The 26077-nt window shown below is 72.0% G+C and carries 18 protein-coding genes; 14 read left to right on the plus strand and 4 right to left on the minus strand.

All coding sequences use genetic code 11. The features are described 5' to 3' along the window. The first annotated feature begins 118 nt into the window (after positions 1–118). Together ACIQPQ_RS27565 and ACIQPQ_RS27570 are read left to right on the plus strand one after the other, a co-directional pair. Complete coding sequence (locus ACIQPQ_RS27565) at positions 119–967, plus strand: PP2C family protein-serine/threonine phosphatase (protein WP_401308704.1); 849 nt, start codon at positions 119–121, stop codon at positions 965–967. A 93-nt stretch (positions 968–1060) separates the two neighbouring features. After that, entirely contained in the window at positions 1061–2065 is a 1005-nt protein-coding gene (locus tag ACIQPQ_RS27570; protein ID WP_401308707.1) for an MASE1 domain-containing protein, read from the plus strand. A 67-nt stretch (positions 2066–2132) separates the two neighbouring features. On the opposite strand, the gene ACIQPQ_RS27575 is transcribed toward ACIQPQ_RS27570, so the two are convergent. Then, a complete protein-coding gene (locus ACIQPQ_RS27575; protein WP_401308709.1) occupies positions 2133–2717 on the minus strand; it encodes a hypothetical protein in 585 nt (194 codons plus the stop codon). A 167-nt stretch (positions 2718–2884) separates the two neighbouring features. Between ACIQPQ_RS27575 and ACIQPQ_RS27580 the strand changes: the two genes are divergently transcribed. Further along, positions 2885–3280 (plus strand): VOC family protein, encoded by a 396-nt coding sequence (locus ACIQPQ_RS27580; protein WP_383775443.1) that lies wholly within the window; start codon positions 2885–2887, stop codon positions 3278–3280. Positions 3281–3380: 100 nt separating this feature from the next. Next, positions 3381–4451, plus strand: a complete 1071-nt coding sequence (locus tag ACIQPQ_RS27585) for an adenosine deaminase (protein ID WP_401308712.1) — start codon at positions 3381–3383, stop codon at positions 4449–4451. A 10-nt stretch (positions 4452–4461) separates the two neighbouring features. Here the strand turns inward: ACIQPQ_RS27585 and ACIQPQ_RS27590 are convergent, their stop codons facing one another. Together ACIQPQ_RS27590 and ACIQPQ_RS27595 are read right to left on the minus strand one after the other, a co-directional pair. Continuing rightward, positions 4462–4971: a DinB family protein gene (locus tag ACIQPQ_RS27590; RefSeq protein ID WP_401308714.1), complete on the minus strand. Its 510-nt coding sequence runs from the start codon at positions 4969–4971 to the stop codon at positions 4462–4464. Between the two features lie 115 nt (positions 4972–5086). After that, the gene (locus ACIQPQ_RS27595; RefSeq protein ID WP_401308717.1) at positions 5087–8527 is read right to left on the minus strand and encodes a CARDB domain-containing protein; all 3441 of its coding nucleotides are present in this window, start codon (positions 8525–8527) and stop codon (positions 5087–5089) included. A 572-nt stretch (positions 8528–9099) separates the two neighbouring features. Here ACIQPQ_RS27595 and ACIQPQ_RS27600 point away from each other — a divergent pair. The 7 genes from ACIQPQ_RS27600 (at position 9100) to ACIQPQ_RS27630 (ending at position 20665) form a co-directional block, all read left to right on the plus strand. After that, a complete protein-coding gene (locus ACIQPQ_RS27600; RefSeq protein WP_401308720.1) occupies positions 9100–13383 on the plus strand; it encodes a discoidin domain-containing protein in 4284 nt (1427 codons plus the stop codon). A 99-nt stretch (positions 13384–13482) separates the two neighbouring features. After that, positions 13483–14493, plus strand: a complete 1011-nt coding sequence (locus ACIQPQ_RS27605) for a LacI family DNA-binding transcriptional regulator (RefSeq protein ID WP_401308723.1) — start codon at positions 13483–13485, stop codon at positions 14491–14493. Between the two features lie 299 nt (positions 14494–14792). Beyond that, the gene (locus ACIQPQ_RS27610) at positions 14793–16211 is read left to right on the plus strand and encodes an ABC transporter substrate-binding protein (protein WP_401308726.1); all 1419 of its coding nucleotides are present in this window, start codon (positions 14793–14795) and stop codon (positions 16209–16211) included. A 183-nt stretch (positions 16212–16394) separates the two neighbouring features. Beyond that, on the plus strand, positions 16395–17366 hold the full coding sequence (locus tag ACIQPQ_RS27615) for a carbohydrate ABC transporter permease (protein ID WP_401308729.1): 972 nt from the start codon (positions 16395–16397) through the stop codon (positions 17364–17366). Between the two features lie 18 nt (positions 17367–17384). Then, the gene (locus ACIQPQ_RS27620; protein WP_383775421.1) at positions 17385–18260 is read left to right on the plus strand and encodes a carbohydrate ABC transporter permease; all 876 of its coding nucleotides are present in this window, start codon (positions 17385–17387) and stop codon (positions 18258–18260) included. 160 nt (positions 18261–18420) lie between these two features. Continuing rightward, entirely contained in the window at positions 18421–20037 is a 1617-nt protein-coding gene (locus tag ACIQPQ_RS27625) for a glycoside hydrolase family 13 protein (RefSeq protein WP_401308732.1), read from the plus strand. Between the two features lie 82 nt (positions 20038–20119). After that, a complete protein-coding gene (locus ACIQPQ_RS27630) occupies positions 20120–20665 on the plus strand; it encodes a nucleotidyltransferase domain-containing protein (RefSeq protein ID WP_401308734.1) in 546 nt (181 codons plus the stop codon). A gap of 15 nt (positions 20666–20680) precedes the next feature. Here the strand turns inward: ACIQPQ_RS27630 and ACIQPQ_RS27635 are convergent, their stop codons facing one another. Next, positions 20681–21565 (minus strand): LysR family transcriptional regulator, encoded by an 885-nt coding sequence (locus ACIQPQ_RS27635; protein ID WP_401308737.1) that lies wholly within the window; start codon positions 21563–21565, stop codon positions 20681–20683. A gap of 167 nt (positions 21566–21732) precedes the next feature. On the opposite strand from ACIQPQ_RS27635, the gene mgrA reads away from it, so the two are divergent. The 3 genes from mgrA (at position 21733) to ACIQPQ_RS27650 (ending at position 26076) form a co-directional block, all read left to right on the plus strand. Then, entirely contained in the window at positions 21733–22725 is a 993-nt protein-coding gene (gene mgrA, locus ACIQPQ_RS27640) for an L-glyceraldehyde 3-phosphate reductase (RefSeq protein ID WP_401308740.1), read from the plus strand. A gap of 490 nt (positions 22726–23215) precedes the next feature. Further along, a complete protein-coding gene (locus ACIQPQ_RS27645; protein ID WP_401308742.1) occupies positions 23216–23626 on the plus strand; it encodes a hypothetical protein in 411 nt (136 codons plus the stop codon). A 110-nt stretch (positions 23627–23736) separates the two neighbouring features. Continuing rightward, positions 23737–26076: an FHA domain-containing protein gene (locus ACIQPQ_RS27650; RefSeq protein ID WP_401308744.1), complete on the plus strand. Its 2340-nt coding sequence runs from the start codon at positions 23737–23739 to the stop codon at positions 26074–26076. Position 26077: the final 1 nt, after the last annotated feature.

The following is a 26077-nucleotide window of genomic DNA, read 5'->3' on the forward strand; positions in this document are numbered from 1 at the left end:
CCCTCCTCACCCTCGCTCGGAATCCCCGCGTCCGCATATCGTTGGTGTCGGTATCATCTTGTAAACGTAAAATGCGAGGTTCGGCCCGAAGGGGCGACCGTCCTTCCGGAGTGAATCCATGTCCCGCACGCGCCCCACGGACGACGGTGACGAGCTGCTGGCCCGCCTCGGCTCGCTCACCGCGCAGGCGCGCGAACGCGCGGAACTCCAGCGCTCCCGGGTCGAACTCGCCATCGCCCTCCAGCGCGGCATGCTCCCCCGCGACCTGCCCGACGCCCCCGGCTTCCGCATCGCTGTGCAGTACGCGCCCGCCCAGTACGGCCTCAACGTCGGCGGCGACTGGTACGACGCGTTCACCATGCCCGACGGCCGCATCGGACTGTCCATCGGCGACGTCCAGGGACACAACATGGAGGCGACCGCCTTCATGGGGCAGGTCCGGGTCGGCCTGCGCGCCCTCGCCTCCGTCACCGGCGAGCCCGGCGAACTCCTCGCCCGGACCAACGACCTCCTCCTCTCCCTCGGCAGCGACCTCTTCGCCACCTGCACCTTCATGCGCCTCGACCCCGTCACCGGGCTGCTGGAGAGCGCGCGGGCCGGTCACATCCCCTGCGTCTGGGCCACGGCGGACGGCAAGTCCGGAGTGGCGGAGGACGAGGGCGGCCCGCCGCTCGGGGTGCTGTCGGGCGTGGAGTACCCGGTCACCCGCTACCGGCTCCGCCAGGGCGGGGTCTTCGTCCTGCTCACGGACGGTGTCGTCGAGGGCCCCTCCATGGCCGTGGAGGACGGCCTCGACCAGGTCGTCCGCCTCGCGGGCATCGCCGCCGTCGCGGGCATGGAGGCCCATGCCCTCGCCACCGCCGTCATGAAGGGCGCGGAGCGCGTCGGCCACGACGACGACGCGGCGGTCCTGGTCGTGGGCCACGACGGCCTCCTGACGGACTACGCCCGGCGGCACATCCTGTAGCCGCGGCCGGACGCGGTCCGGCCCGCCCGTGGTTCAGCCATAGGGCCGGACGGAGCCCGTCCCGTCTCGCCGTCGGGGCGAGGTCGGTGTCTCATGGCTGCTGTGGTGGGTACCAGCGGGCTGCGCCGATACGGCGTCCTCGCCGTGGAGTCGGCGGCCGTCGCCGCCTGCTACTACGCGGCCGGACGGCTCGGCCTGCTGCGCCAGCTCAGCGTCGAGGGCGCGGTCTTCACCCCCATCTGGCCGCCCTCCGGCGTCGCCCTCGCCTGTCTGCTGATCCTCGGACTGCGCTGCTGGCCGGGCATCGCGGTCGGCGCGCTCGCGATCATCATGTCGATCGCCCCGCTCCGCCCGCTGGTCGTCTTCAACCTGCTGGGCAACACGGCGGCGCCCGTCGTCGCCTGCCTGATGCTGCGCCGGGTCGGCTTCCGCAACGACCTCGCCCGGCTCCGCGACGGCCTGGCCCTGGTGTTCCTGGGCGCCCTGACGGCGATGCTGCTCAGCGCGACCATCGGCGTGAGCGTCCTGGTCTTCTCGGGGAAGCTCGCCGAGGACGCGTTCTGGCCGGTCTGGCTGGCCTGGTGGGTCGGCGACGCGATGGGCGTCCTGATCGTCACCCCGGTCCTGCTCGTGCTGTACCAGGTCCGCGGGCTGCCGCCGGTCACCCGCTGGAAGGAGGCCGCCGGTCTCGCCGTCATCGCGCTGGCCCTCGTCCCGGTGGCCGTCTACACGACGATCAGCCTGCTCTTCCTGGTCTATCCGCTGCTCATCTGGGCCGCTCTGCGCTTCCAGCTCGCGGGCAGCATGCTGTGCGCGCTCTACACCTCGGTCCTCGCCACCGTCGCGGCCACCGACGAGGTCGGCGCCTTCGACAGCCTCACGCGCGTGGAGATCATGGTCAAGCTCCAGGCGTTCAACGGCACCATGGCCCTCACCGCCCTGCTCCTGTCCGCCGTCATCACCGAGCAGCGCAACACCCGCCGCTCGGTGGAGCGCGCCTGCCAGGAACTGGTCGAGGTCCTCGAACACCTCACCGCGGGCGACGCGCCGCCCGGCCGGACGGCCAAGGAGGGCGACGACCGCGCCCCGCCACCCTGACCGCGCCGGGCCGGCGGGCCGGCGGGGCGCCGGGCGGCCGGTCCCGGCGCCCCGCCGCGGAGAAGGCCTAGCGGGCGGCGTTCCAGCTGTGCGCCACGTCGATCACGACGCGGCCGTCGAGCCGCTGCACCCGGAACGGCAGCCGCGCCCGCACCCCGAGGCCGAGCTGCGTGTCCCCCTCGAAGCTGCCCGCGAACCGGGTGTCGCGGAAGGTGCGGTACCCGGTGACGTCCACCCCCGGCAGCGGCTGACCGGCCCGCGCCGGATACGTCGACGTCCCGGTCTGCGGGTCGTAGGCGGGCGCCGTCACGCGCACCTCCAGGATCGCCCCGCCGCCGACGGGTATGAGACGGCCGGAACCGTCCTGGTAGAGGGCGTCGACGTAGCGCACCGAGTAGCCGAGGGCGGCGGCGGGCGCGCCGGGCACGTCCACGACCAGGCGGTCGTAGCAGTCGTGCCGCCCGCTGCGCGCGTCGCGCACCGGGGTCGACGTCCCGGCGGTGTAGGTCTTGTCGACGCTGCCCCAGCCGGTCGGGCAGGCGGCGGCCGCCTTCGCGGCGCCCGCCGGGGCCGCCTGGGCCGGTACCGCGGCCGCGCCGAGTGTCGCCGCCATGACAGCGGCGGCGACGCACAGGTTCCTGGTTCGCACCATGTTGTCCCCCAAAGGTGTGGTGTGCCGGACATCAGGTGGGACACCCCGTCGGCCCGAATGGTTGCGCCGGAGCCCGGCCCTCGGCGGGATCGCGGCGGAATCGGGCTGGCGTCCCGTACGTTTTACGTATAACCTCGTCCGTCAATCGCCCCTTCCGGAAGGTTCCGATGCGCCGTATCGCCCTGGTCACCCTCGTCGTCGACGACTACGACGAGGCGATCCGCTTCTACACCGGGGCCGTCGGCTTCCGGCTCGCCGAGGACGAGGCCCGCCCGGACGGCTCGCGCTGGGTCGTCGTCCACCCCGGCGACGGCCAGGACGGCACCGGACTGCTGCTGGCCCGCGCCAAGGACGACGCCCAGCGCGCCCGCCTCGGCGACCAGACCGGCGGCCGTGTCGGCTTCTTCCTGCACACCGCGGACTTCGCCGGGGACCACGCCCGGATGACCGCCGCCGGGGTGACCTTCCTGGAGGAGCCCCGCCACGAGACGTACGGCTCGGTCGCCGTCTTCCAGGACCTCTACGGCAACCGCTGGGACCTCCTCCAGCCCGCCGACGCCTGACCTCGCCCGTGCCACCGGGCCGCCCGCCCGCGACCGCGCGCACCACCCGAACCGCCGGAACCACCCGAACCGCCTGAACGATCTGCCGAGGAACCGCCCCATGACCGCGTCCCCCGTCGACACCGACACCCTCCGCCGGCTGCCCAAGGCCGTCCTGCACGACCACCTCGACGGCGGCCTGCGCCCCGCCACCGTCGTCGAACTCGCGGACGCGATCGGCCACACCCTGCCCACCACCGACCCCGACGAGCTGGCCGCCTGGTACTTCGAGGCCGCCAACTCCGGCGACCTGGTCCGCTACATAGCCACCTTCGAGCACACCCTCGCCGTCATGCAGTCCCGCGAGGGCCTGCTGCGCACCGCCGAGGAGTACGTCCTCGACCTCGCCGCCGACGGCGTGGTCTACGGCGAGGTCCGCTACGCGCCCGAGCTGATGCTGAACGGCGGGCTCACCCTCGCCGAGGTCGTCGAGACCGTCCAGGAGGGCCTGGCCGCCGGCATGGCCAAGGCGGCCGCCGCCGGGACCCCGGTCCGCGTCGGCACCCTGCTGTGCGGCATGCGGATGTGGGACCGCACCCGCGCCACCGCCGACCTCGCGGTCGCCTTCCGGGACGCGGGCGTCGTCGGCTTCGACATCGCGGGCGCCGAGGACGGCTTCCCGCCCGCCGACCACCTCGACGCGTTCACGCACCTGCGCGACGAGAACGTCCCCTTCACCATCCACGCCGGTGAGGCCCACGGCCTGCCCAGCATCCACCAGGCGCTCGCGGTCTGCGGCGCCCAGCGCATCGGCCACGGCGTGCGCATCACCGACGACATCGTCGACGGCAAGCTCGGCCGCCTCGCGGGCTGGGTGCGCGACCGCCGGATCGCGCTGGAGATGTGCCCCACCTCCAACCTCCAGACCGGCGCCGCCACTTCGATCGCCGAGCACCCGATCACGGCGCTCAAGGACCTCGGCTTCCGGGTCACCCTCAACACCGACAACCGCCTGGTCTCCGGGACCACCATGACCCGCGAGATGTCCCTCCTGGTCGAGCACGCCGGATGGACCGTCGAGGACCTGCGCACCGTCACGGTCAACGCCCTCAAGAGCGCGTTCATCCCCTTCGACGAACGGGTCGCCCTCATCGAGGACGTCGTCCTGCCGGGGTACGCGGCGGCGCTCTGAGGCCCTCGGCCTAAGGCGACCGGAGCAGCCCGCGGGCGTAGGCGGCCTGCCCGGCGTGCTGGAGGTCGTCGGACAGGACGCTGACCAGGCGGACCCCCAGGGTCACCGGCGGGTCCCAGCGTTCGTCCACGACCCGGTCCAGGTCGGCCGCGGTCAGCTCGCGCAGCGACCGCAGGGTCCGCTCGTGGACGGCGTCGAAGTAGCCGGTCAGCAGGGCGCCGTCGGCCACCCGCACCTTCGCCACCTGCGCCGCGCTGTGCCCGTAGCCGGTGTCGGCGCGGGGCAGGCCGAGCCCGAACCGCTCCTCCCAGCCCTCGGACAGCCACACCTGTTCGTGCCCGAAGGCGTCGGCGAGATGGTCGTCCTGCACCCGCGTGAGGTGCCAGACCAGCCAGGCCACCGAGTTGGTCCCGGCGGCGGGGCGGGCGGCCAGCCCGTCGGCGTCCAGGCCCTCGACGGCGGCGCGCACCTCCTCGCGGACACGGCCGTACGCTTCGATGAGGATCTCCTTCGCATGCATGGGTCCACCCTCCCGCACCGCACGCGCGCACGCCCGGTGCCGGGGGGAGCCGGCACCGGGCGCGCACGGTCGTGAAGGGAAGCGGTGGCCCCCGTCGCCGGGGGCCACCGGCCGGTCAGTCGGCGTCGCGGCGGGCCGCCGCCGCCCCGTTCGGGGTGCCGCTGATCGTGAACTGGGAACCCGGCTCGATCAGGACGTCGCCCTGGGCCGATCCGGTGATCGTCACGTTCGACAGCGTCGCGCTGCCGCGGGCGCCGCTCATGGCGAGGATGCCGGAGCCGTTGTTCGACTTGTCGATCCGGACGTTGGTGATCTTCACGCCCGGCATCGCGCCGCCACCCGTCTTGAACTGGATGCCGTCGTACGTCGAGTCGTGGATCTCGGTGTCCCGGATGGTGACGCCCGGGATGTCCTGGCCCTGCGCGAACAGGGTGATGGCACCGAACTCCTGGTCCTCGTTCCAGAACGCGCCGCCCGTGCGGTACAGGGCGTTGCCCGCGATCAGGGTCTGACCGGTGAAGGGCAGCGGGTCGTGGTCGGTGGCCAGCATGATGCCGGGGTAGTTCATGGTGTCGGAGATGACGTTGTTCTCGATGGTGTTGCCGTAACCGCCGTACACCGCGATGCCGTTGGCGCGCCACGGCAGCTGGATGGTGTTGTTGGTGAAGTGGTTGTCGTGGCCGACGTCCACCGAGGTGTCCTTGACGTACTTGCTGGCCCAGACGGCGAGCGCGTCGTCACCGGTGTTGCGGAAGGACGAGTTGTAGACGGTGGAGTTGCGGGTGCCGTTGGCGAAGTTGATGCCGTCGGCGTAGGTGTTGCGGATCCGGACGCCGTTGAACTCCAGCCCGTCGCCGGGGCCCCACAGCTCGGGGATGTTGGAGTAGTCGCGGCCCGCCCAGACACCGACGTTGGCGTGCTCGATCCACACGTTGGTGATCTTCGTGCCGCGGCCGAAGCGGCCGTTGAGGCCCACGCCGCCCTCGGCGTTGCCGTCGCCGCCCCGGATGGCGCCCGAGCCGAAGATGGCGATGTCGGAGATCTGCGTGTTGGAGTCGATGTCGAAGCCGAAGTTGCCCTCGTGCGGGTGGTTGATGCCGCCCGCCTGGTGCGGCGGGGTCAGCGTGTAGAGCTGGGAGTGCCACATGCCCGCGCCGCGGATGGTGACGTCCCGGATGCCCACCTGGTTGAACTGGCCCCGGTTCAGCGGGTCGTCGGTGAGGATCTTCTGCTCCTGGCGCCACTGCCCGGCCGGGATCCAGACACAGGGGATCTGGCCGTTCTGGTCGGCGGTGACCGCCCGCTGGATCGCGTCGGTGTCGTCGAGACCGTCGTTGGGGACGGCGCCGTACTCGGTGATGGAGGCGCAGTTGGCGGGCTTCTGCGCCGGGGGAGCGACCTGCTCCAGGTCGATCAGGTCGATGATCTGGAAGGCGGCCGAGTCGCCCGCGTCGCGCTGGAGGCGGAAGACGGTGCCCTGCGGGTAGCTCTGCGCGAGCAGCGCGTGGGACTCGTCGAACAGGCGCCGCGCGTCACCGCCGGGCCGGTTGGTCAGCCCCTCGGGGTCGTCCGTCGTGCCGTACAGCCAGCTGTGCTTGGAGGACAGGTTCAGCTTCTGCACGAAGGTGCCGTTGGCGTACAGGCTGACGCTCGCGTCCGCGCCGCCGCCGGACGCGGAGTCCGGGACGGAGTTGCGCACCACGATGGAGTTGGCCGCGTTGGTGGACGTGAACTCCACGTACTGGCCGGTCGAGGTGAGCCGGACCGACTTGCGGCCGGAGGACTCGGTGGCGAAGTTGGTGTGCCCGAAGGTCCGCTTCGCGTCGGTGGTGAGCAGGGTGCCGGTGTAACGCCCGTCCTCCGCCTCGTACTCGGTGTACGGCACGGCGGCGCCGCGGCCGACGACCAGGGACTTGGTGAGGACGTTGTTGTTCTCGTTGGTCTCGGTGATCACCCCGGTGGCGTCGGCGGTCGCGGTGAGGGTGGCCCCGCCCGCGGTCGCCGTCCAGGTGCCGCTGACCGCGACGTTCACGGTGGCGTCGGGCGCGATCTGGCCCGTGGTGCCGTTCAGGGTGGTCGAACCGGCCTGGAGCCGGGTCACCGAGCCCGCCGGGGCGGCGGTGATGCCCCGGTTGTGCACGGCGACGGTGAAGGAGACCGCCTGGCCGACGGCCGGGTTGGCGGGGCTGGTGGTGATCGAGCGCACCTCCAGGTCCGGGCCGGGCGCCTGGGTGACGACCAGCCGGTCCGCCGCCGTCCGGCTGTTGTTGGAGTCGTCCAGCTCGGGCAGCGTGTTGCGCGGGTCGACGACGGCCGAGACGCCGTAACTGCCCGCCGGACGCGTGCCGGTGGCGACGTCCACGGTGGCCGAGGCGCCCGGGTCGAGGGCGGGGACGGTGGCGCTGCCCGCGACGGTGCCCTCGACGCTGACGTCCACGGTGGACGCGGCCGAGCGCGCGGTGCCCGCGTTGCGGACGGTGGCCTTGACGGTGACCGCGTCGCGCTCGCTGGGCGCGGCGGGCGTCCAGTCGAGGGTGGTGACGGTCAGGTCGGGGGCGGGGGCGGCGGTGCCGACCACCTGGAACTCAGCGACCTGGCCGCCGGGCGCGCCCGAGTTGCTGGTGAAGCGCAGCCGCACGTCCGACCAGCGGCCGGTCACCGGGATGGTCACCGTGTTGGCGCTCGTCGGGCTGAAGGAGTACGACTTCGCGGCGGCCAGCGAGGTGAAGCCGCTCGCGGACTGCTGGCGGCCGAGGACCTGGATGGTCTGGGTGCGCGCGGCCCACACGGAGGCCGGGTTGAGCTTGACGACCACTCCGGTGACGTCGGCGTCGGCGCCCAGCTTGACCGTGAGGTCGGAGGGGTGACCGGCCGCCTCCCAGTAGGTCGCCGTGGAGTCGTCGGTGGCGTTGGCGGCCACGAAGTTCTGCACCGAGGACGTGGCCTCGACCGGCTTGTTGCGGGCCAGGTTGGTGCCGACCGGCGGCGGGTCGCTGGGGCCGCCCGGATCGGTGCCGCCGTCCTCGCCGTACACCTCCAGCTCGGACAACTGGGCAGCGTTCCAGCCGGTGTTGCCGGACACGTTGACCCGGACGTACCGCACGTCGGCGGGGGAGGCCAGGCTGACGGACACCGTGTTGGCCTGGGCCGGGTCGAACACCCGCACCGAGGAGGCGGCGAGGGTGCTGAAGCCCGAGCCGTCGGTGCTGCCCTGGAGGGACAGGGTCTGGTTGCGGCTGCCCCAGCCGGTGGGGAGCTTCAGCACCACCCGGTCCACGTCACGGGCGGCGCCCAGGTCGACCTGCACCCACTGCGGGAACGCGCCGAGCGGCCCCTCCCAGTAGGAGGCCTGGACACCGTCGGTGGTGTTCGACGCCGGGTACTCGCCGAGCGAGCCGCCCGCCGTCGCGGGCCGGCCCAGGGCCAGGTTGACGTCGGCGGCGGCGGGCGCCGCGTGGGCGGTGGAGGCGAAGGTGAGCGGCAGCAGTCCGGTCGACAGCAGCCCGGCGACGACCGCCGCGGCCAGCGGCCGGCGGCCTGGTGGTCTCCATCTCATGAGGTCCTCAGTTCGGTCGGTGAAAACGGCAAGGGGGGCGCGGAGAACGGCACGGCACGCGACGCCTGGGGGCGGCGTGGAGCAAGAAGACAACGGCCGTGCACACAAATTGAGTTGGACGGTCGATTCTTTGCGGAAAGTACGCCCACAGGTTTCTAGCGTGTCTCCGCTTTGTCAACGGTCCCGGCAGCAGCGGTAGTTGAGTGCGCAAGCGACTTGCGTCGCTTGCGGTTCTGCTTGCGCGATTTCGAAAGCTCGGACGAAAGTCCCTGGCCCCGGCCTTGTGCAGGTCGCAGCGGGGGTGGCGGGGTCCGGACCGGGCGTGCCGGGACGGTGGACGAACCTCCGGCGGTCTGCAACTCTCTGAGCGCTCAGCGCAAAAGCGGTGCTGTCTGCCCGCACATTGAGGCGTGCCGCCGTACCGCCGAGAGCAAGTCCTGCACACGCACTGCCGAGAGCAAGTCCTGCACACGTAGCGCCGAGTGCACGACCCGCACACGCACCGCCGAGAGCACGCCCATCCACCACCGTGTCCGCTCCGCGCACCGCGGAGCGACGGAGATCGGGGACAGATGAGACCGCAACGCCGGGGATGGCGGGGGATAGCCGCCCTCCTCACGACCAGCCTCCTCATGCTGGGCGGGCCGTCGCTGACCGCCGCCTCGGCGGCCGACGGCCCCAACCTGGCCGCAGGCCGGCCGACCGCCGCCAGCAATTCCCACGCCGACTACGCCTCCCGCAACATCACCGACGGCGACCAGGGCACCTACTGGCAGAGCGCGGGCAGCACCCTGCCGCAGTGGGTGCAGACCGACCTCGGCTCCGGCGCCCGCGTCGACGAGGTGGTCCTGAAGCTGCCCGCCTCCTGGGAGACCCGCAACCAGACCCTGTCCGTCCAGGGCAGCGCCGACGGCACCAGCTTCACCACGCTGAAGACCTCCGCCGCCTACACCTTCAGCCCCGGCTCGGCCAACACCGTGACCGTCGCCTTCCCCGCCGCGCAGGCCCGTTACGTGCGCGTCGAGATCACCGCCAACTCCGGCTGGCAGGCGGCGCAGTTGTCCGAGCTGGAGGTGCACGCGGCGGGTGAGTCCTCCACCAACCTCGCCCGCGGCCGCACCCTCACCGCCAGCAGCCACACCGAGACCTACGTGCCCGCCAACGCGGCCGACGGCAACAAGGCCAGCTACTGGGAGAGCCGCAACAACGAGCTGCCCCAGTGGCTGCGCGCCGACCTCGGTTCCTCCCTCGCCGTCAACCGGGTGGTGCTGAAGCTCCCCGACGGCTGGGGCGCCCGCACCCAGACCCTGAAGATCCAGGGCAGCGCCAACGGGACCGACTTCAACGACCTGACCGCGTCCCGCGGTTACGCGTTCGCCCCGGCCGACGGCAACGCGGTGACGATCACCTTCGACGCCACCACCACCCGGTACGTCCGCGTCCTGGTCACCGCCAACACCGGCCAGCCCGCCGCCCAGTTGTCCGAGCTGGAGGTGTACGGCCCGGCCACCGGCGACACCCAGGCGCCCTCGGCCCCGGCGAACCTCGCGTTCACCGAGCCCGCCGCCGGCCAGATCCGGCTGACCTGGAACGCCTCCACCGACAACACCGGCGTCACCGGCTACGACGTGTACGCCGACAACCAACTGCTCACCTCCGTCGCGGGCAACGTGACGACGTACACCGACACCCGTCCGGCGAGCGCCACGGTGTCGTACTTCGTGCGGGCCAAGGACGCCGCCGGGAACGTCTCCGGCAACAGCAACACCGTCACCCGCCGCGGCGACACCGGTGACACCCAGGCCCCGACGGCCCCCGCGAACCTCGCGCTCACGGAGCCGTCCGCCGGTCAGATCCGGCTCGCCTGGAACGCCTCGACCGACAACACCGGCGTCACCGGCTACGAGGTCTGGGCGAACAACGCCCTGCTGACCACCGTCGCGGGCAACGTGACGACGTACACCGACACCCGTCCGGCGAGCGCCACGGTGTCGTACTTCGTGCGGGCCAAGGACGCCGCCGGGAACGTCTCCGGCAACAGCAACACCGTCACCCGCAACGGCACCACCGGCCCCGGCTCCAACCTGGCCGTGGGCAAGCCGATCGAGGCCTCCTCGACCGTGCACACCTTCGTGGCGGAGAACGCCAACGACAACTCCACCTCCACCTATTGGGAGGGCTCGGGCCACCCCGCCACGCTCACCGTCAAGCTCGGCGCCAACGCCGACGTCACCTCGCTGGTGCTGCGCCTCAACCCCGACAGCTCCTGGGGCGCCCGCACCCAGACCGTCCAGGTCCTCGGCCGGGAGCAGTCCGCGAGCGGCTTCACCTCCCTGGTCGCCGCCCGCGAGTACGCCTTCACCCCGGGCAGCGGCAACTCCGTGACCGTCCCGGTCACCGCCCGCGTCGCCGACGTCCAGCTCCGCTTCACCACCAACTCCGGTGCCCCCGCCGGGCAGCTCGCCGAGTTCCAGGTCATCGGCACCGCCGCCCCCAACCCCGACCTCGTCGTCACCTCGCTGACCGCCTCGCCCGCCTCGCCGGTCGAGTCGGACACGATCACGCTGAGCGCCACCGTCCGCAACAGCGGCGAGACCGCCGCGCCCGCCAGCAGCCTCGCGCTGCGTCTCAACGGCACCAAGGTCGCCTCCGCGGCCGTCGGCACGCTGGCCGCCGGGGCGCAGACCACCGTCACCGCCTCCATCGGCGCCCGGGACGCCGGGACCTACCAGCTCAGCGCGGTCGCCGACGAGGGCGGCGCCGTCATCGAGCAGAACGAGACCAACAACACCTACACCGCGCCCACCGCGCTCACCGTCCGCCCGGTCAGCAGCTCCGACCTGGTGCCCGTCGTCACCACCTCCCCGTCCGGCCCGTCCGCCGGGAACACGGTCACCTTCCGGGTCGCCCTGCGCAACCAGGGCACCGTCGCCTCCGCGGGCGGCGCCCACGCCCTCACCGTGACCCTGCTCGACTCCCGCGGCTCCGCCGTGCGCACCCTGACCGGGTCCTACGACGGCGCGATCGCCGCCGGGGCCACCACCTCACCCGTCTCCGTCGGCACCTGGACCGCCGCCAACGGCTCCTACACCGTACGCGCCACGGTCGCCGCCGACGCCAACGAACTCCCCGTCAAGCGCGAGAACAACACCGTCGACCAGGCCCTGTTCGTCGGACGCGGCGCCAACATGCCGTACGAGACGTACGAGGCCGAGGACGGCGCGACCGGCGGCGGCGCCGCCACCGTCGGCCCGAACCGGACCGTCGGCGACCTCGCGGGCGAGGCGTCCGGCCGCAAGGCCGTCACCCTCAACAACACCGGCGAGTACGTGGAGTTCACCACCCGCGCGGCCACCAACACCCTGGTGACCCGCTTCTCCATCCCGGACGCGGCGGGCGGCGGCGGCATCGACTCCACCCTCAACGTCTACGTCAACGGCACCTTCCGCAAGGCGATCCCGCTCACCTCGCGCTACGCCTGGCTGTACGGCGCCGAGGCCGGACCCGGCAACTCCCCGTCGGCGGGCGCCCCGCGGCACATCTACGACGAGGCGAGCCTGCTGCTGGGCGAGACCGTCCCGGCCGGCGCGAAGATCCGCCTCCAGAAGGACGCCGCCAACACCTCCCGCTACGCGATCGACTTCGTGAGCCTGGAGCAGGTCGCGCCGATCGCCAACCCCGACCCGGCGGCGTACGCCGTGCCGACCGGATTCACCCACCAGGACGTCCAGAACGCCCTCGACCGGGTCCGCATGGACACCACGGGCAAGCTCACCGGCGTCTACCTGCCGCCGGGCGACTACCAGACGTCCAGCAAGTTCCAGGTGTACGGCAAGGCCGTCCAGGTCGTCGGCGCCGGACCCTGGTACACCCAGTTCCACGCCCCGGCCGGACAGGAGAACACCGACGTCGGCTTCCGGGCCGAGAACAGCGCCAAGGGCTCGGCGTTCCGCGGGTTCGCCTACTTCGGCAACTACACCTCGCGCATCGACGGACCGGGCAAGGTGTTCGACTTCTCCAACGTCTCGGACATCGTCATCGACAACACCTGGACCGAGCACATGGTGTGCCTCTACTGGGGCGCCAACACCGACCGGGTGACCATCAGCAACTCCCGCATCCGCAACACGTTCGCCGACGCCATCAACATGACCAACGGGTCGACGGACAACCACGTCGTCAACAACGAGTCGCGTGCCTCGGGCGACGACAGCTTCGCGCTGTTCTCCGCCATCGACGCGGGCGGCGCCGACATGAAGGACAACCTCTACGAGAACCTGACCTCGCTGCTGACCTGGCGCGCCGCGGGCATCGCCGTGTACGGCGGCTACAACAACACCTTCCGCAACATCCACATCGCCGACACCCTGGTCTACTCCGGGATCACCATCAGCTCGCTGGACTTCGGCTACCCGATGAACGGCTTCGGGACCGATCCGACGACGGTGGAGAACGTCTCCGTGGTCCGCTCCGGCGGTCACTTCTGGGGCGCCCAGACCTTCCCCGGCATCTGGCTGTTCTCCGCGTCCAAGGTGTTCCAGGGCATCCGCATCAACGACGTCGACATCGTCGACCCGACCTACTCCGGCATCATGTTCCAGACGCAGTACATCGGCGGCCAGCCGGTGAACCCGATCAAGGACACGATCCTCAGCGACATCTCGATCACCGGGGCCCGCAAGAGCGGTGACGCCTTCGACGCCAAGTCCGGCTTCGGCCTCTGGGCGAACGAGCTGCCCGAGCCCGGCCAGGGCCCGGCGGTCGGCGAGGTCACCATCAACGGGCTGCGGCTGAACGACAACGCCGTGGACATCCGGAACACCACACCCAACTTCAAGATCCACATCAACCCGTGATCACCTGCCCGTAAGAGGGCAACAGATCCTGTAGGAAAACGAACATTCGAGCCAAGGTTGGCGCAAGCCGTTTGCGTGGCTTGCGCTAACCTTGCGCCCATGACGCGACGACTTGCTCAGGTTGCCAAGAAGGTAGGGGTCAGCGAGGCCACGGTGAGCCGGGTCCTCAACGGCAAGCCGGGGGTCTCCGAGGCCACCCGCCAGTCCGTGCTGACCGCGCTGGACGTGCTCGGCTACGAGCGCCCCACCCAGCTGCGCGGCGAACGCGCCCGCCTGGTGGGCCTGGTCCTCCCGGAACTCCAGAACCCCATCTTCCCGCTCTTCGCCGAGGTCATCGGCGGTGCGCTGGCGCAGCAGGGGCTCACCCCGGTGCTGTGCACCCAGACCAAGGGCGGGGTCTCCGAGGCGGACTACGTCGACCTCCTGCTCCAGCAGCACGTCTCCGGCGTGGTGTTCGCGGGTGGGCTGTTCGCCCAGGCCGACGCCCCGCACGACCACTACCGGCAGCTCGCCGAGCGCCGTATCCCGGTGGTGCTGATCAACGCCCCCATAGCGGAGCTGGACTTCCCCTGCGTCTCCTGCGACGACGCCGTCGCGGTGGAGCAGGCCTGGCGCCACCTCTCCCTGCTCGGCCACGACCGCATCGGCGTGGTCCTCGGCCCCGGCGACCACGTCCCCTCCCGGCGCAAGCTCGCCGCCGTACGGGCCGCCGCCGAGGCCGCGGGCGCCCCGCTGCCGGACGACCGGGTGGAGCGGTCCATGTTCTCCCTGGAAGGCGGCCAGGCGGCCACCTCGCGGCTGCTGGACCGGGGCGTCACCGGCATCATCTGCGCCAGCGACCCCCTCGCCCTGGGGGCCATCCGGGCCGCCCGGCGGCGCGGCCTCAAGGTGCCCGAGCAGGTCTCCGTGGTCGGTTTCGACGACTCCGCGTTCATGAACTGCACCGAGCCGCCGCTCACCACCGTCCGCCAGCCCATCGAGGCCATGGGGCGGGCCGCCGTCGACCTCCTCTGCGCCCAGATCCAGGGCGGCGAAGTACCGCCCGGCGAGCTGCTGTTCGAGCCGGAGCTGGTCGTACGGGGCTCGACCGCCCAGGCCCCGCGCCCCTGACCCTCCCGGCCCCCTGCGTCGCGTCCACCGGCCCCGCGGAACCCCTCCGCGGGGCCGGTCGCGTCCCCCCGCGTCCTGCCCGCACCCGGTCCGTCATGCGGTAGCCGACGTTCCGCACCCGACGCCGACTTGCGTCGGACCACCCGTCACGGGCCGCCGCATGTGCGCAGCTCTGTCAAACAATTACGAAATCAGCGCGAGATATTGCGATGACTTGTTGGTGGTGGTTGAGTGTGCGGCGCCCCACCTCGCACCGGTGAGGGGGCGCCTTCCACGTTCATGCCCGAAGGGGACCACCCATGAGTAGAGCCCGGTTCCGCCGCACCCGCCGCGCCGGAGCGGTCACCCTCGTCTCCGCACTCACGCTGACGGCGCTCGCCGCCTGCGGCACGAGCAGCAGCGACGACGACGGCGACAGCGGCAACGGCAGCAGCGCGAACGCCGACCCCGCCGCGCCCCTGGACCCGAAGACCAAGGTCACCATCACCATCGACTGCATGCCGCCGGCGGCCAAGCAGGCCGAGCTCAAGGAGTGGAACGAAGACGTCAAGGAGTTCAACAAGACCTACCCGAACGTCACCGTCCAGGGCCGCTCCACGCCGGGCCAGTGTCTGGAGCCCCCGCGCTTCACCGCGATGCTCAAGGCCAAGTCGCAGCCCGACGTCTTCTACACCTACTTCACCGACCTCGACCAGGTCCTCGACAACGACGGCGCCCAGGACATCAGCGCCTACGTCAACGACAAGACCGTCCCGCTGCTCAAGGACATCGACCCCGACGTCCTCGGCTCCCTCAAGAAGGACGGCAAGCTCTACGGCCTGCCCACCAGCAACTACCGCATGGGCCTGCTGATCAACCGCTCCCTCTTCGAGAAGGCCGGTCTGAACCCCGACACCCCGCCCGCCACCTGGGAGGACGTCCGCAAGGCGGCCAAGCAGATAGCCGGGCTCGGCGGCGGCGTCGCGGGCTTCGGCGAGTACAGCGCCGCCAACACCGGCGGCTGGCACTTCACCGCGCAGATGTACAGCCTCGGCGGGGACGTGGTCGACGCCTCCGGCACCAAGGCCGCCTTCAACGACGCGATCGGCAAGCAGGTCGCCGAGAACCTCCACGCCATGCGCTGGGAGGACGACTCGATGGGCAAGACCCAGCTGCTGAAGTGGGGCGACCTCCAGAAGCAGATCGCCACCGACAAGCTCGGCATGTTCCTCGCCGCGCCCGACGACGTGACGTACATGGTCCAGCAACTCGGCGCCAAGTACGAGAACTTCGGCATGGGACCGATCCCCGGCGGCAAGAACACGCTCGCGGGCGGCAACAACTACATGATCAAGAAGGGCATCTCGGCCGACAAGGTCAAGGCCGCGATCGCCTGGCTCAACTTCAAGTTCACCACCGTCGGCAAGGGCCAGTACGACTGGGAGCGCACCAAGGCCGACGGCCTGCCGGTCGGTCTCCCGCAGCCCAACCTGTGGCTGAACGACAGCAAGACCAAGGACGACGCCGCCCGCGTCCAGTACGCCACCATGCCGGTGCAGAACTTCAAGGCCTTCATGGACAGCCCGGTGCCCGGCAAGGCCGAGCCGCCGAAGGCGCAGGAGATCTACAAGGTCCTCGACAACGTCATGTCGGGCCTGCTCACCAACAAGGACGCCGACGTCGACAAGCTCCTGTCGACCGCGGAGACCCAGGTGAACCAGGTCCTCGCCAACCAGTGACCCCCGCGGGGCCGGGCGGCAGCCCACCGCCCGGCCCGCGAGCGCGTCCCCGGCCCGCGAGAGTGTCCCGGCCCGCCCCCACCGGCGGGCCCGACGCCCGTCCGCACCCGTCACGCCCCCGCACCCGTCACGTCCCCCGCCCCGCCCGGCGACACCGCAGCACGCACGCTTCGAGGAGCAGCCATGTCGGCCCCCACCCTCACGCAGGACCCGGCGGCCAAGGAACCCCGTTCCCGCCGCCCGCGCCGTTCGCGCGACGGCGACGGCCGGCCCCCGGCCGGGAGCCTCGCCCAGATCCTGCGCCGCAACATCACCGCCCACGGATTCCTCATCGGCGCGGTGCTCTGCTTCGCCTTCTTCTCCTGGTACCCGATCGTCCGGGAGTTCCTGCTCGCCTTCCAGAAGACCGACAACGGCGAGGTCAGCTGGGTCGGCTGGGACAACTTCGTCACCATCTGGAACGACCCCGCGTTCGGCCAGGCCTGGCGCAACACCCTCTGGTTCACGGTCCTCGCGCTGGTCCTCGGCTTCGCGGTCCCCTTCCTCACCGCCCTCGTCATCAACGAGTTCCGGCACGGCCAGGGCTACCTCCGCCTCCTGGTCTACCTGCCGGTGATGCTGCCGCCGACCGCGTCCGTGCTGCTCTTCAAGTACCTGTACGACCCCGGGTACGGCATGTTCAACGAGGTGCTGGACGTCTTCGGCATCCCCGCCCAGCAGTGGCTCCAGGACCCCGACACCGCGATGCTCTCCGTCGTCGTCGCCTCCACCTGGATGAACATGGGCGGCGCCACCCTCATCTACCTGGCCGCCCTCCAGAGCGTCCCGGGCGAGCTGTACGAGGCCGCCGAACTCGACGGGGCCGGTCTGCTGCGCAAGGTGTGGCACGTGACGATCCCGCAGACCCGGCTGATCCTCGCGCTGATGCTGCTCATGCAGATCATCGCCACCATGCAGGTCTTCATCGAGCCGTTCCTGCTCACCGGCGGCGCCGGACCCGAGGGGTCGACCACGACCGTCGTCTACCTCATCTACCAGTACGCCTTCAACTTCAACAACTACGGTGCCGCGGCGGCGCTCGGCCTGATCCTGCTCGTACTCCTGGCCGCGTTCTCGGCCGTGTACACCAGGCTCAACCGCGCCACGGAAGAGTAGGACCGGGGAGACACGGACATGTCGACACGTACGCTCATCTCGCCCGCCGCCCTCGCCCGCCCGCGCGGCAGGCTCCTGTACTGGCTCTGCTTCGGCCTGGTCGTCGTCCTGTTCACGCTGGCCTTCCTCGGCCCGCTGTACTGGATGGTCTCCGGCGGCCTCAAGACCACCCAGGAAGCCGTCCAGACACCCCCGACCTGGGTGCCCGGCTCCGTCCACCCGGAGAACTACCAGCGGGCCTGGGAGGTGATGGACCTCGCCCGCCTGCTGCTCAACACCCTCTACTACGCGTTCGGCGCGCTCGCCTTCCAGCTCGTCCTCGACGTCGCCGCCGCCTACTCGCTGTCCAAGCTGCGGCCCGTCCTAGGCAAGGCGATCCTCGGGATGATGCTGGTCACCCTGATGATCCCGGCGACCGTCCTCGTCGTCCCGCAGTACCTCACGGTGCTCGACGTGCCGATCTTCGAACGGAACCTGCTGAACTCGCCCTGGGCGATCTGGCTGCCCTCGGTGACCAACGCCTTCAACATCTTCCTGCTGAAGCGGTTCTTCGACTCGATCCCCCGCGAACTGCTGGACGCCGCCTCCATGGACGGCGCGGGACCGCTGCGCGTCCTGTGGTCGGTCGTCCTGCCGATCTCCCGGCCCATCCTCGGCGTGGTCTCCATCTTCGCCGTGGTCGGCGTCTGGAAGGACTTCCTCTGGCCGATGCTGGTCCTGCCCGACCCCACCGGCCAGACCCTCGCCGTCGGCATCTACTCGCTCGCCACCAGCGTGCCCGAGAACGTGCTGATCGCCGCCCTCACCATCGCCTCCCTGCCGACCCTGCTGCTCTTCCTGGTCTTCCAGCGCAACATCATGGGCGGCCTCACCGCGGGCGGCCTCAAGGGCTGATCCCCTCCCCACCGGCACCGGCGGGCCCCCGGGCCGGCCGGCGACCCCGCCCGGCCCGGCCGCCGGTACCCCTTCCGATCCTCCGCCGCCGCCCCGTCCTCGACGCCCCGCTGTCCGGGGCGGCGGCGGAGAACCACCCCTGCCCCGAAAGGACCGTCACGTGGCAGCCCCGCACCCCGACAAGAACCCCGCCCCCTCGGACGACTGGTGGCGTGGCGCTGCCATCTACCAGGTCTACCCCCGCAGCTTCGCCGACGGCGACGGCGACGGCACCGGGGACCTCGCGGGCGTACGGGCGAGACTGCCGTACCTCGCCGAACTCGGCGTCGACGCCATCTGGTTCACCCCCTGGTACCTCTCCCCGCTCGCCGACGGCGGCTACGACGTCGCCGACTACCGCACCATCGACCCCGCGTTCGGCAGCCTCGACGAGGCCGAGAAGCTGATCACCGAGGCCCGCGCCGTCGGCATCCGCACCATCGTCGACATCGTGCCCAACCACGTCTCCGACCAGCACCCCTGGTTCAAGGCCGCGCTCGCCGCCGGACCCGGCAGCCCCGAGCGCAAGCTGTTCCACTTCCGCCCCGGCCGCGGCGAGCACGGCGAACTCCCGCCCAACGACTGGCCGTCGCAGTTCGCCGGGCAGACCTGGACCCGCGTCGAGGACGGCGAGTGGTACCTCCACCTCTTCACCCCGCAGCAGCCCGACCTCAACTGGTCCCACCCGGCGGTGCGCGAGGAGCACGAGGACGTGCTGCGGTTCTGGTTCGAGCGCGGCGTGGCCGGGGTCCGCATCGACTCCGCCGCCCTGCCCGCCAAGGACCCCGACCTGCCGGACTTCGTCGAGGGCCGCGACCCGCACCCGTACATCGACCGCGACGAGCTGCACGAGATCTACCGCTCCTGGCGCCGCGTCGCCGACGCCTACGGCGGGGTCTTCGTCGGCGAGGTGTGGCTGCCCGACGCCGAGCGCTTCGCCCGCTACCTCCGCCCCGACGAGCTGCACACCGCGTTCAACTTCAACTTCCTGGCCTGCCCCTGGGACGCGGAGCGGCTCCGCGTCGCCATCGACGACACCCTCGCCGAGCACGCCCCCGTCGGCGCGCCCGCCACCTGGGTGCTCTGCAACCACGACGTGACCCGCACCGTCACCCGCTACGGCCGTGAGGACACCGGGTTCGACTTCGCCACCAAGGAGTTCGGCACCCCGACCGACCTGGTGCTCGGCACCCGCCGGGCGCGCGCCGCCGCCCTGCTCACCCTCGCGCTGCCCGGCTCGGTCTACCTCTACCAGGGCGAGGAACTGGGCCTGCCCGAGGCGGACATCCCGCGCGACCGCATCGAGGACCCGATGCACTTCCGCTCCGGCGGCACCGACCCCGGCCGCGACGGCTGCCGGGTCCCGCTGCCCTGGACCGCCGACGCCCCGTACGCGGGCTTCGGCTCCCGCACCGAGCCGTGGCTGCCGCAGCCCGCGGGCTGGTCGGCGTACGCCGCGGACGTCCAGGCCGCCGACCCCGGTTCGATGCTGGTCCTCTACCGCACGGCGATGCGGCTGCGCCGGGCCGAGGCCGGGCTCGGGGACGGCCCGCTGGAGTGGCTGCCCGCCCCGGCCGGGGTGCTCGCCTTCCGCCGGGCACCCGGCCTCGTCTGCGTGGTCAACCTCGCCGACACCCCGGCCGCCCTGCCCGACCACGCGTACGTCCTGCTCGCCAGCGGCGCCCTCGACGCCGAGGGGCGCCTCCCGGCCGACACCGCGGTGTGGCTGCGGGCGTGAGCGGCGGGCGTGGTCCGGACGCGACCGGAGCGGGCCGGGGGAGCCCGCGCGGCGCGCGCCGTCGGGGAGGCGTACGCCGGTGATGACGGCCGACGACGTGCTGGCCGTCCTCGGCCTGCTGGGGCGCGCGGGCGCCGAGGTGTGGGTCGAGGGCGGCTGGGGCGTGGACGCGCTGGTGGGGGAGCGGACCCGTGAGCACCGGGACCTCGATCTGGCCCACCGCCGTGAGCAGGAGCCGCTGGTGCTGGCGGCGCTTGCGGCGGTGGGCTTCACCGAGACCCTCGACCAGCGGCCCGTCCGGTTCGTGGTCACCCACCCCGACGGCCGGGCGATCGACCTGCACCCGCTGGAGGTCGCGCCCGACGGTTCCGCCGTCCAGGCCTCGTTCGACCCGGAGCGGCCGTTCCCGTACCCCGCGGCCTGCTTCGTGACGGGGGTGATCGGCGGGGTCACCGTGCCCTGTGTCTCCGCCGGGCAGCAGATCTTCTTCCACCAGGGCTATCCGCCGCAGGAGCGCGACCTGCACGACCTGGCACTCCTGCGGCGCCTGCCCGGCATCACCGGCCTCGGCCCCGTCCCCGACCCTGCCCCCGGCCCCGATCCCGGCGACGGGCCCGGTGGCCGGTGACCCCGGTCCGCCGGGTCAGGCGGGCCGGGGTTCCAGCAGCGCCATCAGCGCCCGCGCCGCCGGACTGGTCGCGCGGGTCGGCGGCAGCAGCGCGACCGTTTCGTACACCACCTCGCGCGTGCCCTTCATCGGCAGCGCGGTGAGGGACTCCCGCTTGTACCGGAAGTGCCGGGGGACGACCGCCACGCCCAGGTTCTCGTCCACCAGGTCCAGCAGGCTGTGCACGTCGTTGACCTCCAGGGCCACGGTCCGCCCGACCCCGGCCGCCGCGAACGCCGCGTCGGTGGCCCGGCGCGGCCCCCAGTCCGGGTGGAAGTCCACGAACACCTCGTCGGCGACGTCCTCCGGCGACAGCGCCGCCGCGTCCCGGGCCAGCCGGTGGTCGGGATGGCACAGCACGTACATCGCCTCGCCCGCCAGCGGCGCCGAGCGCAGCTGGTCGGTGTCGGCCTGGGTGCGGTAGGCGAAGGCGAGGTCCAGCCGCCCCGCGGCCACCTCCTCGGCGAGCGCGCCCGAACCGGACTGCCGCAGCCGGATCTCCACGTCCGGGTGGCGGCGCCGGAAGGCGGCCAGCAGCCCGGCCACGTTCACCCCGGCGATGCACTGCTCGGTGCCGACGGAGAGGGTGCCGCGCACCACGCCCTGCACCGCGGCCACCGCCTCGTGCGCGGCCCGGACCTGCGCGAGGATGCGCTCCGCCTCCGCCAGCAGCGCGCGGCCCGCCTCGGTGAGCGTCACCCGGCGGGTGGTCCGCACGAACAGCGGCGCCCGCAGCTCCCGCTCCAGCGCCCGGATGGACGCGGACAGTCCCGACTGGGACACCATGAGCCGCTCGGCCGCCCGGGTGAAGTGCTGGTCCTCGGCGACGGCGACGAAGTGCTGGAGATGGCGCAGTTCCATGATTGAGAAGCGTAGCCGCTGAATACCATCGGATTCTTCTGTTGGACCACTACCCGCAGGTGGCACCAGAGTGGAACACCGGGGAAGACGGTCCGGAGGGTGACGCCCCCGCACCGCCCGATCCCCGAGCCGCCCGCCACCCCGAGCCAACCCCTCATGGAGTCGCGTTGTACACCGCACACCCCGACCGCTACGCGGACCTGCCCTACCGCCGCACCGGACGCAGCGGGCTGAAGCTCCCCGCGCTCTCGCTCGGACTGTGGCACAACTTCGGCCCGGACCGGCCGGTCGAGACGCAGCGCGCCATCCTGCGCCGCGCCTTCGACCTCGGCATCACCCACTTCGACCTCGCCAACAACTACGGCCCGCCGCCCGGCGCCGCCGAGTCCGCCCTCGGCGAGGCCCTGAAGGCGGACTTCGCCCCGTACCGCGACGAGCTGGTGATCTCCACCAAGGCGGGCTACCTGATGTGGCCCGGCCCGTACGGCGAGTGGGGCTCCCGTAAGTACGTGCTGTCCTCCCTGGACCAGAGCCTGGGCCGGCTCGGCCTCGACCACGTCGACATCTTCTACTCGCACCGCTTCGACCCGGAGACTCCGCTGGAGGAGACGATGGGCGCCCTGCACTCGGCGGTGCAGCAGGGCAAGGCGCTCTACGTCGGCGTCTCGAACTACTCCGCCGAGCAGACCCGTGAGGCCGCCCGCATCCTGGGCGAGCTGGGCACCCCGCTCCTCATCCACCAGCCGCGCTACTCGATGCTGGACCGCCGCCCGGAGGACGAGGGCCTGCTGGACGCCCTGGACGAGCTGGAGGTCGGCTCGATCGTCTACTCCCCGCTGGAGCAGGGCCTGCTCACCTCCCGCTACCTCGACGGCATCCCGGAGGGCTCGCGCGCGGCGAGCGACAGCCCGTTCCTGAACTCCGACGCGGTCACCGGCGAGCTGGTCGCCCGGCTGCGCGCGCTGAACGAGATCGCCGCCGGGCGCGGCCAGTCCCTGGCGCAGCTCGCCCTCGCGTGGGTGCTGCGCGGCGGCCGGGTCACCTCCGCCCTGGTGGGCGCGAGCAGCCCCGAACAGCTGGAGGACAGCGTGCGCACGCTCGGCAACCTCGGCTTCGACGAGGCGGAGCTGGCCCGGATCGACGAGGTCATCAAGGGCTGAGCCGTCCGCCCGCCACGGCGGGGGTCGTCGACGCGCCAAGAAAGCGACGTACTTCGGCCAGATCACAATGCGCCGCCGTTCCGTCCGGAATCCCGGTCGGGGCGGCGGCGCATTCCGTGTCCCGGCCCGTTCCGCTGTTTCCGTTTGCCGCCCGCGGAGCCCTCTGCGCGCCGCATTCCGGTATTCCGACCCTGGTGGAACCCGCGTATCGCGCGGAATTCATCATTCCGCCGAGGTGGCCCCCGGTACCCCGCCGGTCTGCGGATCTTCGCCCCGGTGCCTGCCCCGCGTTCGGGACTTGACGCCACGGCCGGAGCCCCGCCCTATTCCGGCCATGAGCATTTCCGAATATGCCAGGAGACTGGCCGGAAAACCGTGGTGACAGTGTTTCAGCAGTCAACATACTCGAATCCAAGGGGCAGTTCACCCCGACAGGAGCCGCACGGAAAGCGAGGCCCGCGCCCGCGAGCGACCCACGGGGGAGAAGGACGTGCACGACGAATTCCTGTGCCATGTCACCGCGTACGGAGTCTGCGGCGGCCGCCGGATCGGCGTACCGCTCGGCACCTACCGGGCGCCCACGCTCGCCCTCGCCCTGTGGTGGCTGCGCGACCGGGCCACCTGGATCGCCGAACGCCTCGACCCGAGCCCCGAGGCCCCGCACGTCCCGTCCCGCGCCCTCGTCCCCGTGGCCGACACGGTGCCCGACGTGCCCGCCCTGCTGCGGACCTGGTGCGCCGACGTCGGCCGCCAGCAACTGGTCGCCGACGAGCTGGCCGGGGGACGGCTGATCCGGATCGCCGTCAGCGACGACACCACCGAGTACGAACTGCTCGCCGAGTCCGTGGACGCCCTGCGCATGCAGCGCACCCTCCCCGCCCTGGTGGTCCCGGTCGGCTGACCCCGGCTTGCGCTCCGGGGGCGTCCTCCCCCCGTCCGCCTCTGCCCGTCCCGCGCGGTCGCACCCGCTCTCGCCCGGCGCACAAGGGTGCGAATCGATAGAATTCCGGCATGGCGGAGCGGCCGGCGGCGCCCACGGCGCCCGAACTCGTGGTGGAGACCGAGTCGGGCTCCACGGTGATGATCCCGGTCCGCGACTACCACGTCGGCCGCGACCCCCTCTGCGACGTCGTCCTCGACGACGCCCGCGTCTCCTGGCACCACGCCGTCCTGCGCCCCGCGGGCGACCACTGGACCCTCCGCGACGAGGACAGCACCAACGGCACCTACGCCGACGGCCACCGCGTCCGCGCCCACGACGTCGGCCCCGGCTGCGTCCTCAGGTTCGGCAGCCCGCACGACGGACCCAGCGCCGTCCTCACCGGCCGCCCCGCGCCCGCCCCGCAGCGCCCGTCGGCCGTCGCCGACCCGGCCCACACCGGCACGTTCCGGCAGCCCACCACGGTCCGCCCGCTGCCCGCCCGCACCGTCCGCATCGGCCGCGCCCCCGACAACGACCTCGTCGTCGACGACCTCGTCGTCTCCCGCCACCACGCCGAACTGCGCGCCCTCGCCGACGGCGGCTACGAGATCGCCGACCTCGGCAGCCACAACGGCACCTATCTCAACGGCCTGCCCGTCACCGCCGCCCCGCTCGGCCCCGGCGACGTCGTCGGCATCGGCCACTCCGCGTTCTGCCTGGTCGGCGACGAACTCCAGGAGTACGTCGACACCGGCGAGGTCTCCCTCGACGTCCAGGACCTCACCGTCGCCGTCGACCGCGGCCGAAAGGTCCTCCTCGACCACGTCTCCTTCCCGGTGGGCGAGAAGTGCCTCCTCGCCGTCGTCGGCCCGAGCGGCGCCGGGAAGTCCACCCTGCTCGGCGCCCTCACCGGCCAGCGCCCCGCCGACCACGGCACCGTCGTCTACGACGGCCGCGACCTCTACCGCGACTACGCCGAACTCCGCCAGCGCATCGGCCTGGTCCCGCAGGACGACATCCTCCACCCCCAGCTCACCGTCCGCGCCGCCCTCACCTACGCCGCCGAACTCCGCTTCCCGCAGGACACCGCGCGCGCCGAACGCCGCGCCCGGGTCGAGGAGGTCATCCGCGAACTCGGCCTGGACCAGCGCGCCGACCAGCACGTCCACAGCCTCTCCGGCGGCCAGCGCAAGCGGGTCAGCGTCGCCCTCGAACTGCTCACGAAGCCCTCCCTGCTCTTCCTCGACGAGCCGACCTCCGGCCTCGACCCCGGCATGGACCGCTCGGTGATGCACATGCTGCGCGGCCTCGCCGACGACGGCCGCACCGTCATCGTCGTCACCCACAGCGTCCTCAGCCTCGACGTCTGCGACCGCCTCCTCGTCCTCGCCCCCGGCGGCAAGGTCGCCTACTACGGCCCGCCCGGCGACGCCCTCGCCTTCTTCGGCTTCGCCGAGTGGCCCGAGGCGTTCGAGGCCTTCGAACGCGACCGGGACCGCGACTGGGCCGGGCAGTACGCCGACGCCCCCGAGAGCCGCCGCTACGTCCTCGACGCCGCCGTGCAGCCCCCGATGCCCTCCTCCGGCCCGGTCACCGTCCCGCCGCCGCCCCGCCCCCGCAGCTGGCCCGCCCAGCTCGGCACCCTCGTGCGCCGCTACACCGCCGCCCTCGCCGCCGACCGCACCTTCCTCGTCATCATGATCGCCCTGCCGTTCGTGATGGGCGCCATGGCCCGCGCGCTCGCCGGGAGCGAACTGACCCGCGACACCGCGATGAACGCGCTGCTGATCCTCTGCGTCGGCGGCGTCCTCACCGGCGCCGCCAACGCCGTCCGCGAACTCGTCAAGGAACGGGTGATCTACCGGCGCGAACGCGCCGTCGGCCTGTCCAGATCCGCCTACCTCATGTCCAAGGTCGTCGTCCTCGGCACCGTCACGATCGTCCAGGCGGTCGTGCTCACCCTGGTCGCCCTCCTCGGCGTCGACCTCAACACCCCCGGCGGCGAGGGCGTGCTCATGCCGCCCCTGATCGAGATCACCGTCGCCGTCGCCCTCCTCGCCTTCACCGCGATGATGCTCGGCCTGCTGGTCTCCGCCCTGGTCCGCAAGGAGGAGGTGACGATGCCGCTGCTGGTCCTCCTCGCCATCGTGCAGGTGGTGTTCTGCGGCGCGCTGCTCTCCCTCGACGGGGTGCCCGGACTGGAGCAACTGGCCTGGCTGGTGCCGTCGCGCTGGGCGTTCGGCGCCATGGCGGGCACCCTCGACCTGGCCCGGATCGTCCCCGGCGACCTCACCGGCGACCCCCTCTTCGACCACTCGGCGGGGGTGTGGCTGCTCGACGTGGGCATGCTCGTCGTGCTCTCCGTCCTCTTCGGCGTGATCGTGGCCCGGCTGCTGCGCCGCCACGAACCCGCCGTGATGCGGAAGTAGG

The sequence above is a fragment of the Streptomyces sp. NPDC091281 genome, from assembly GCF_044757425.1.
Lineage (GTDB): Bacteria > Actinomycetota > Actinomycetes > Streptomycetales > Streptomycetaceae > Streptomyces.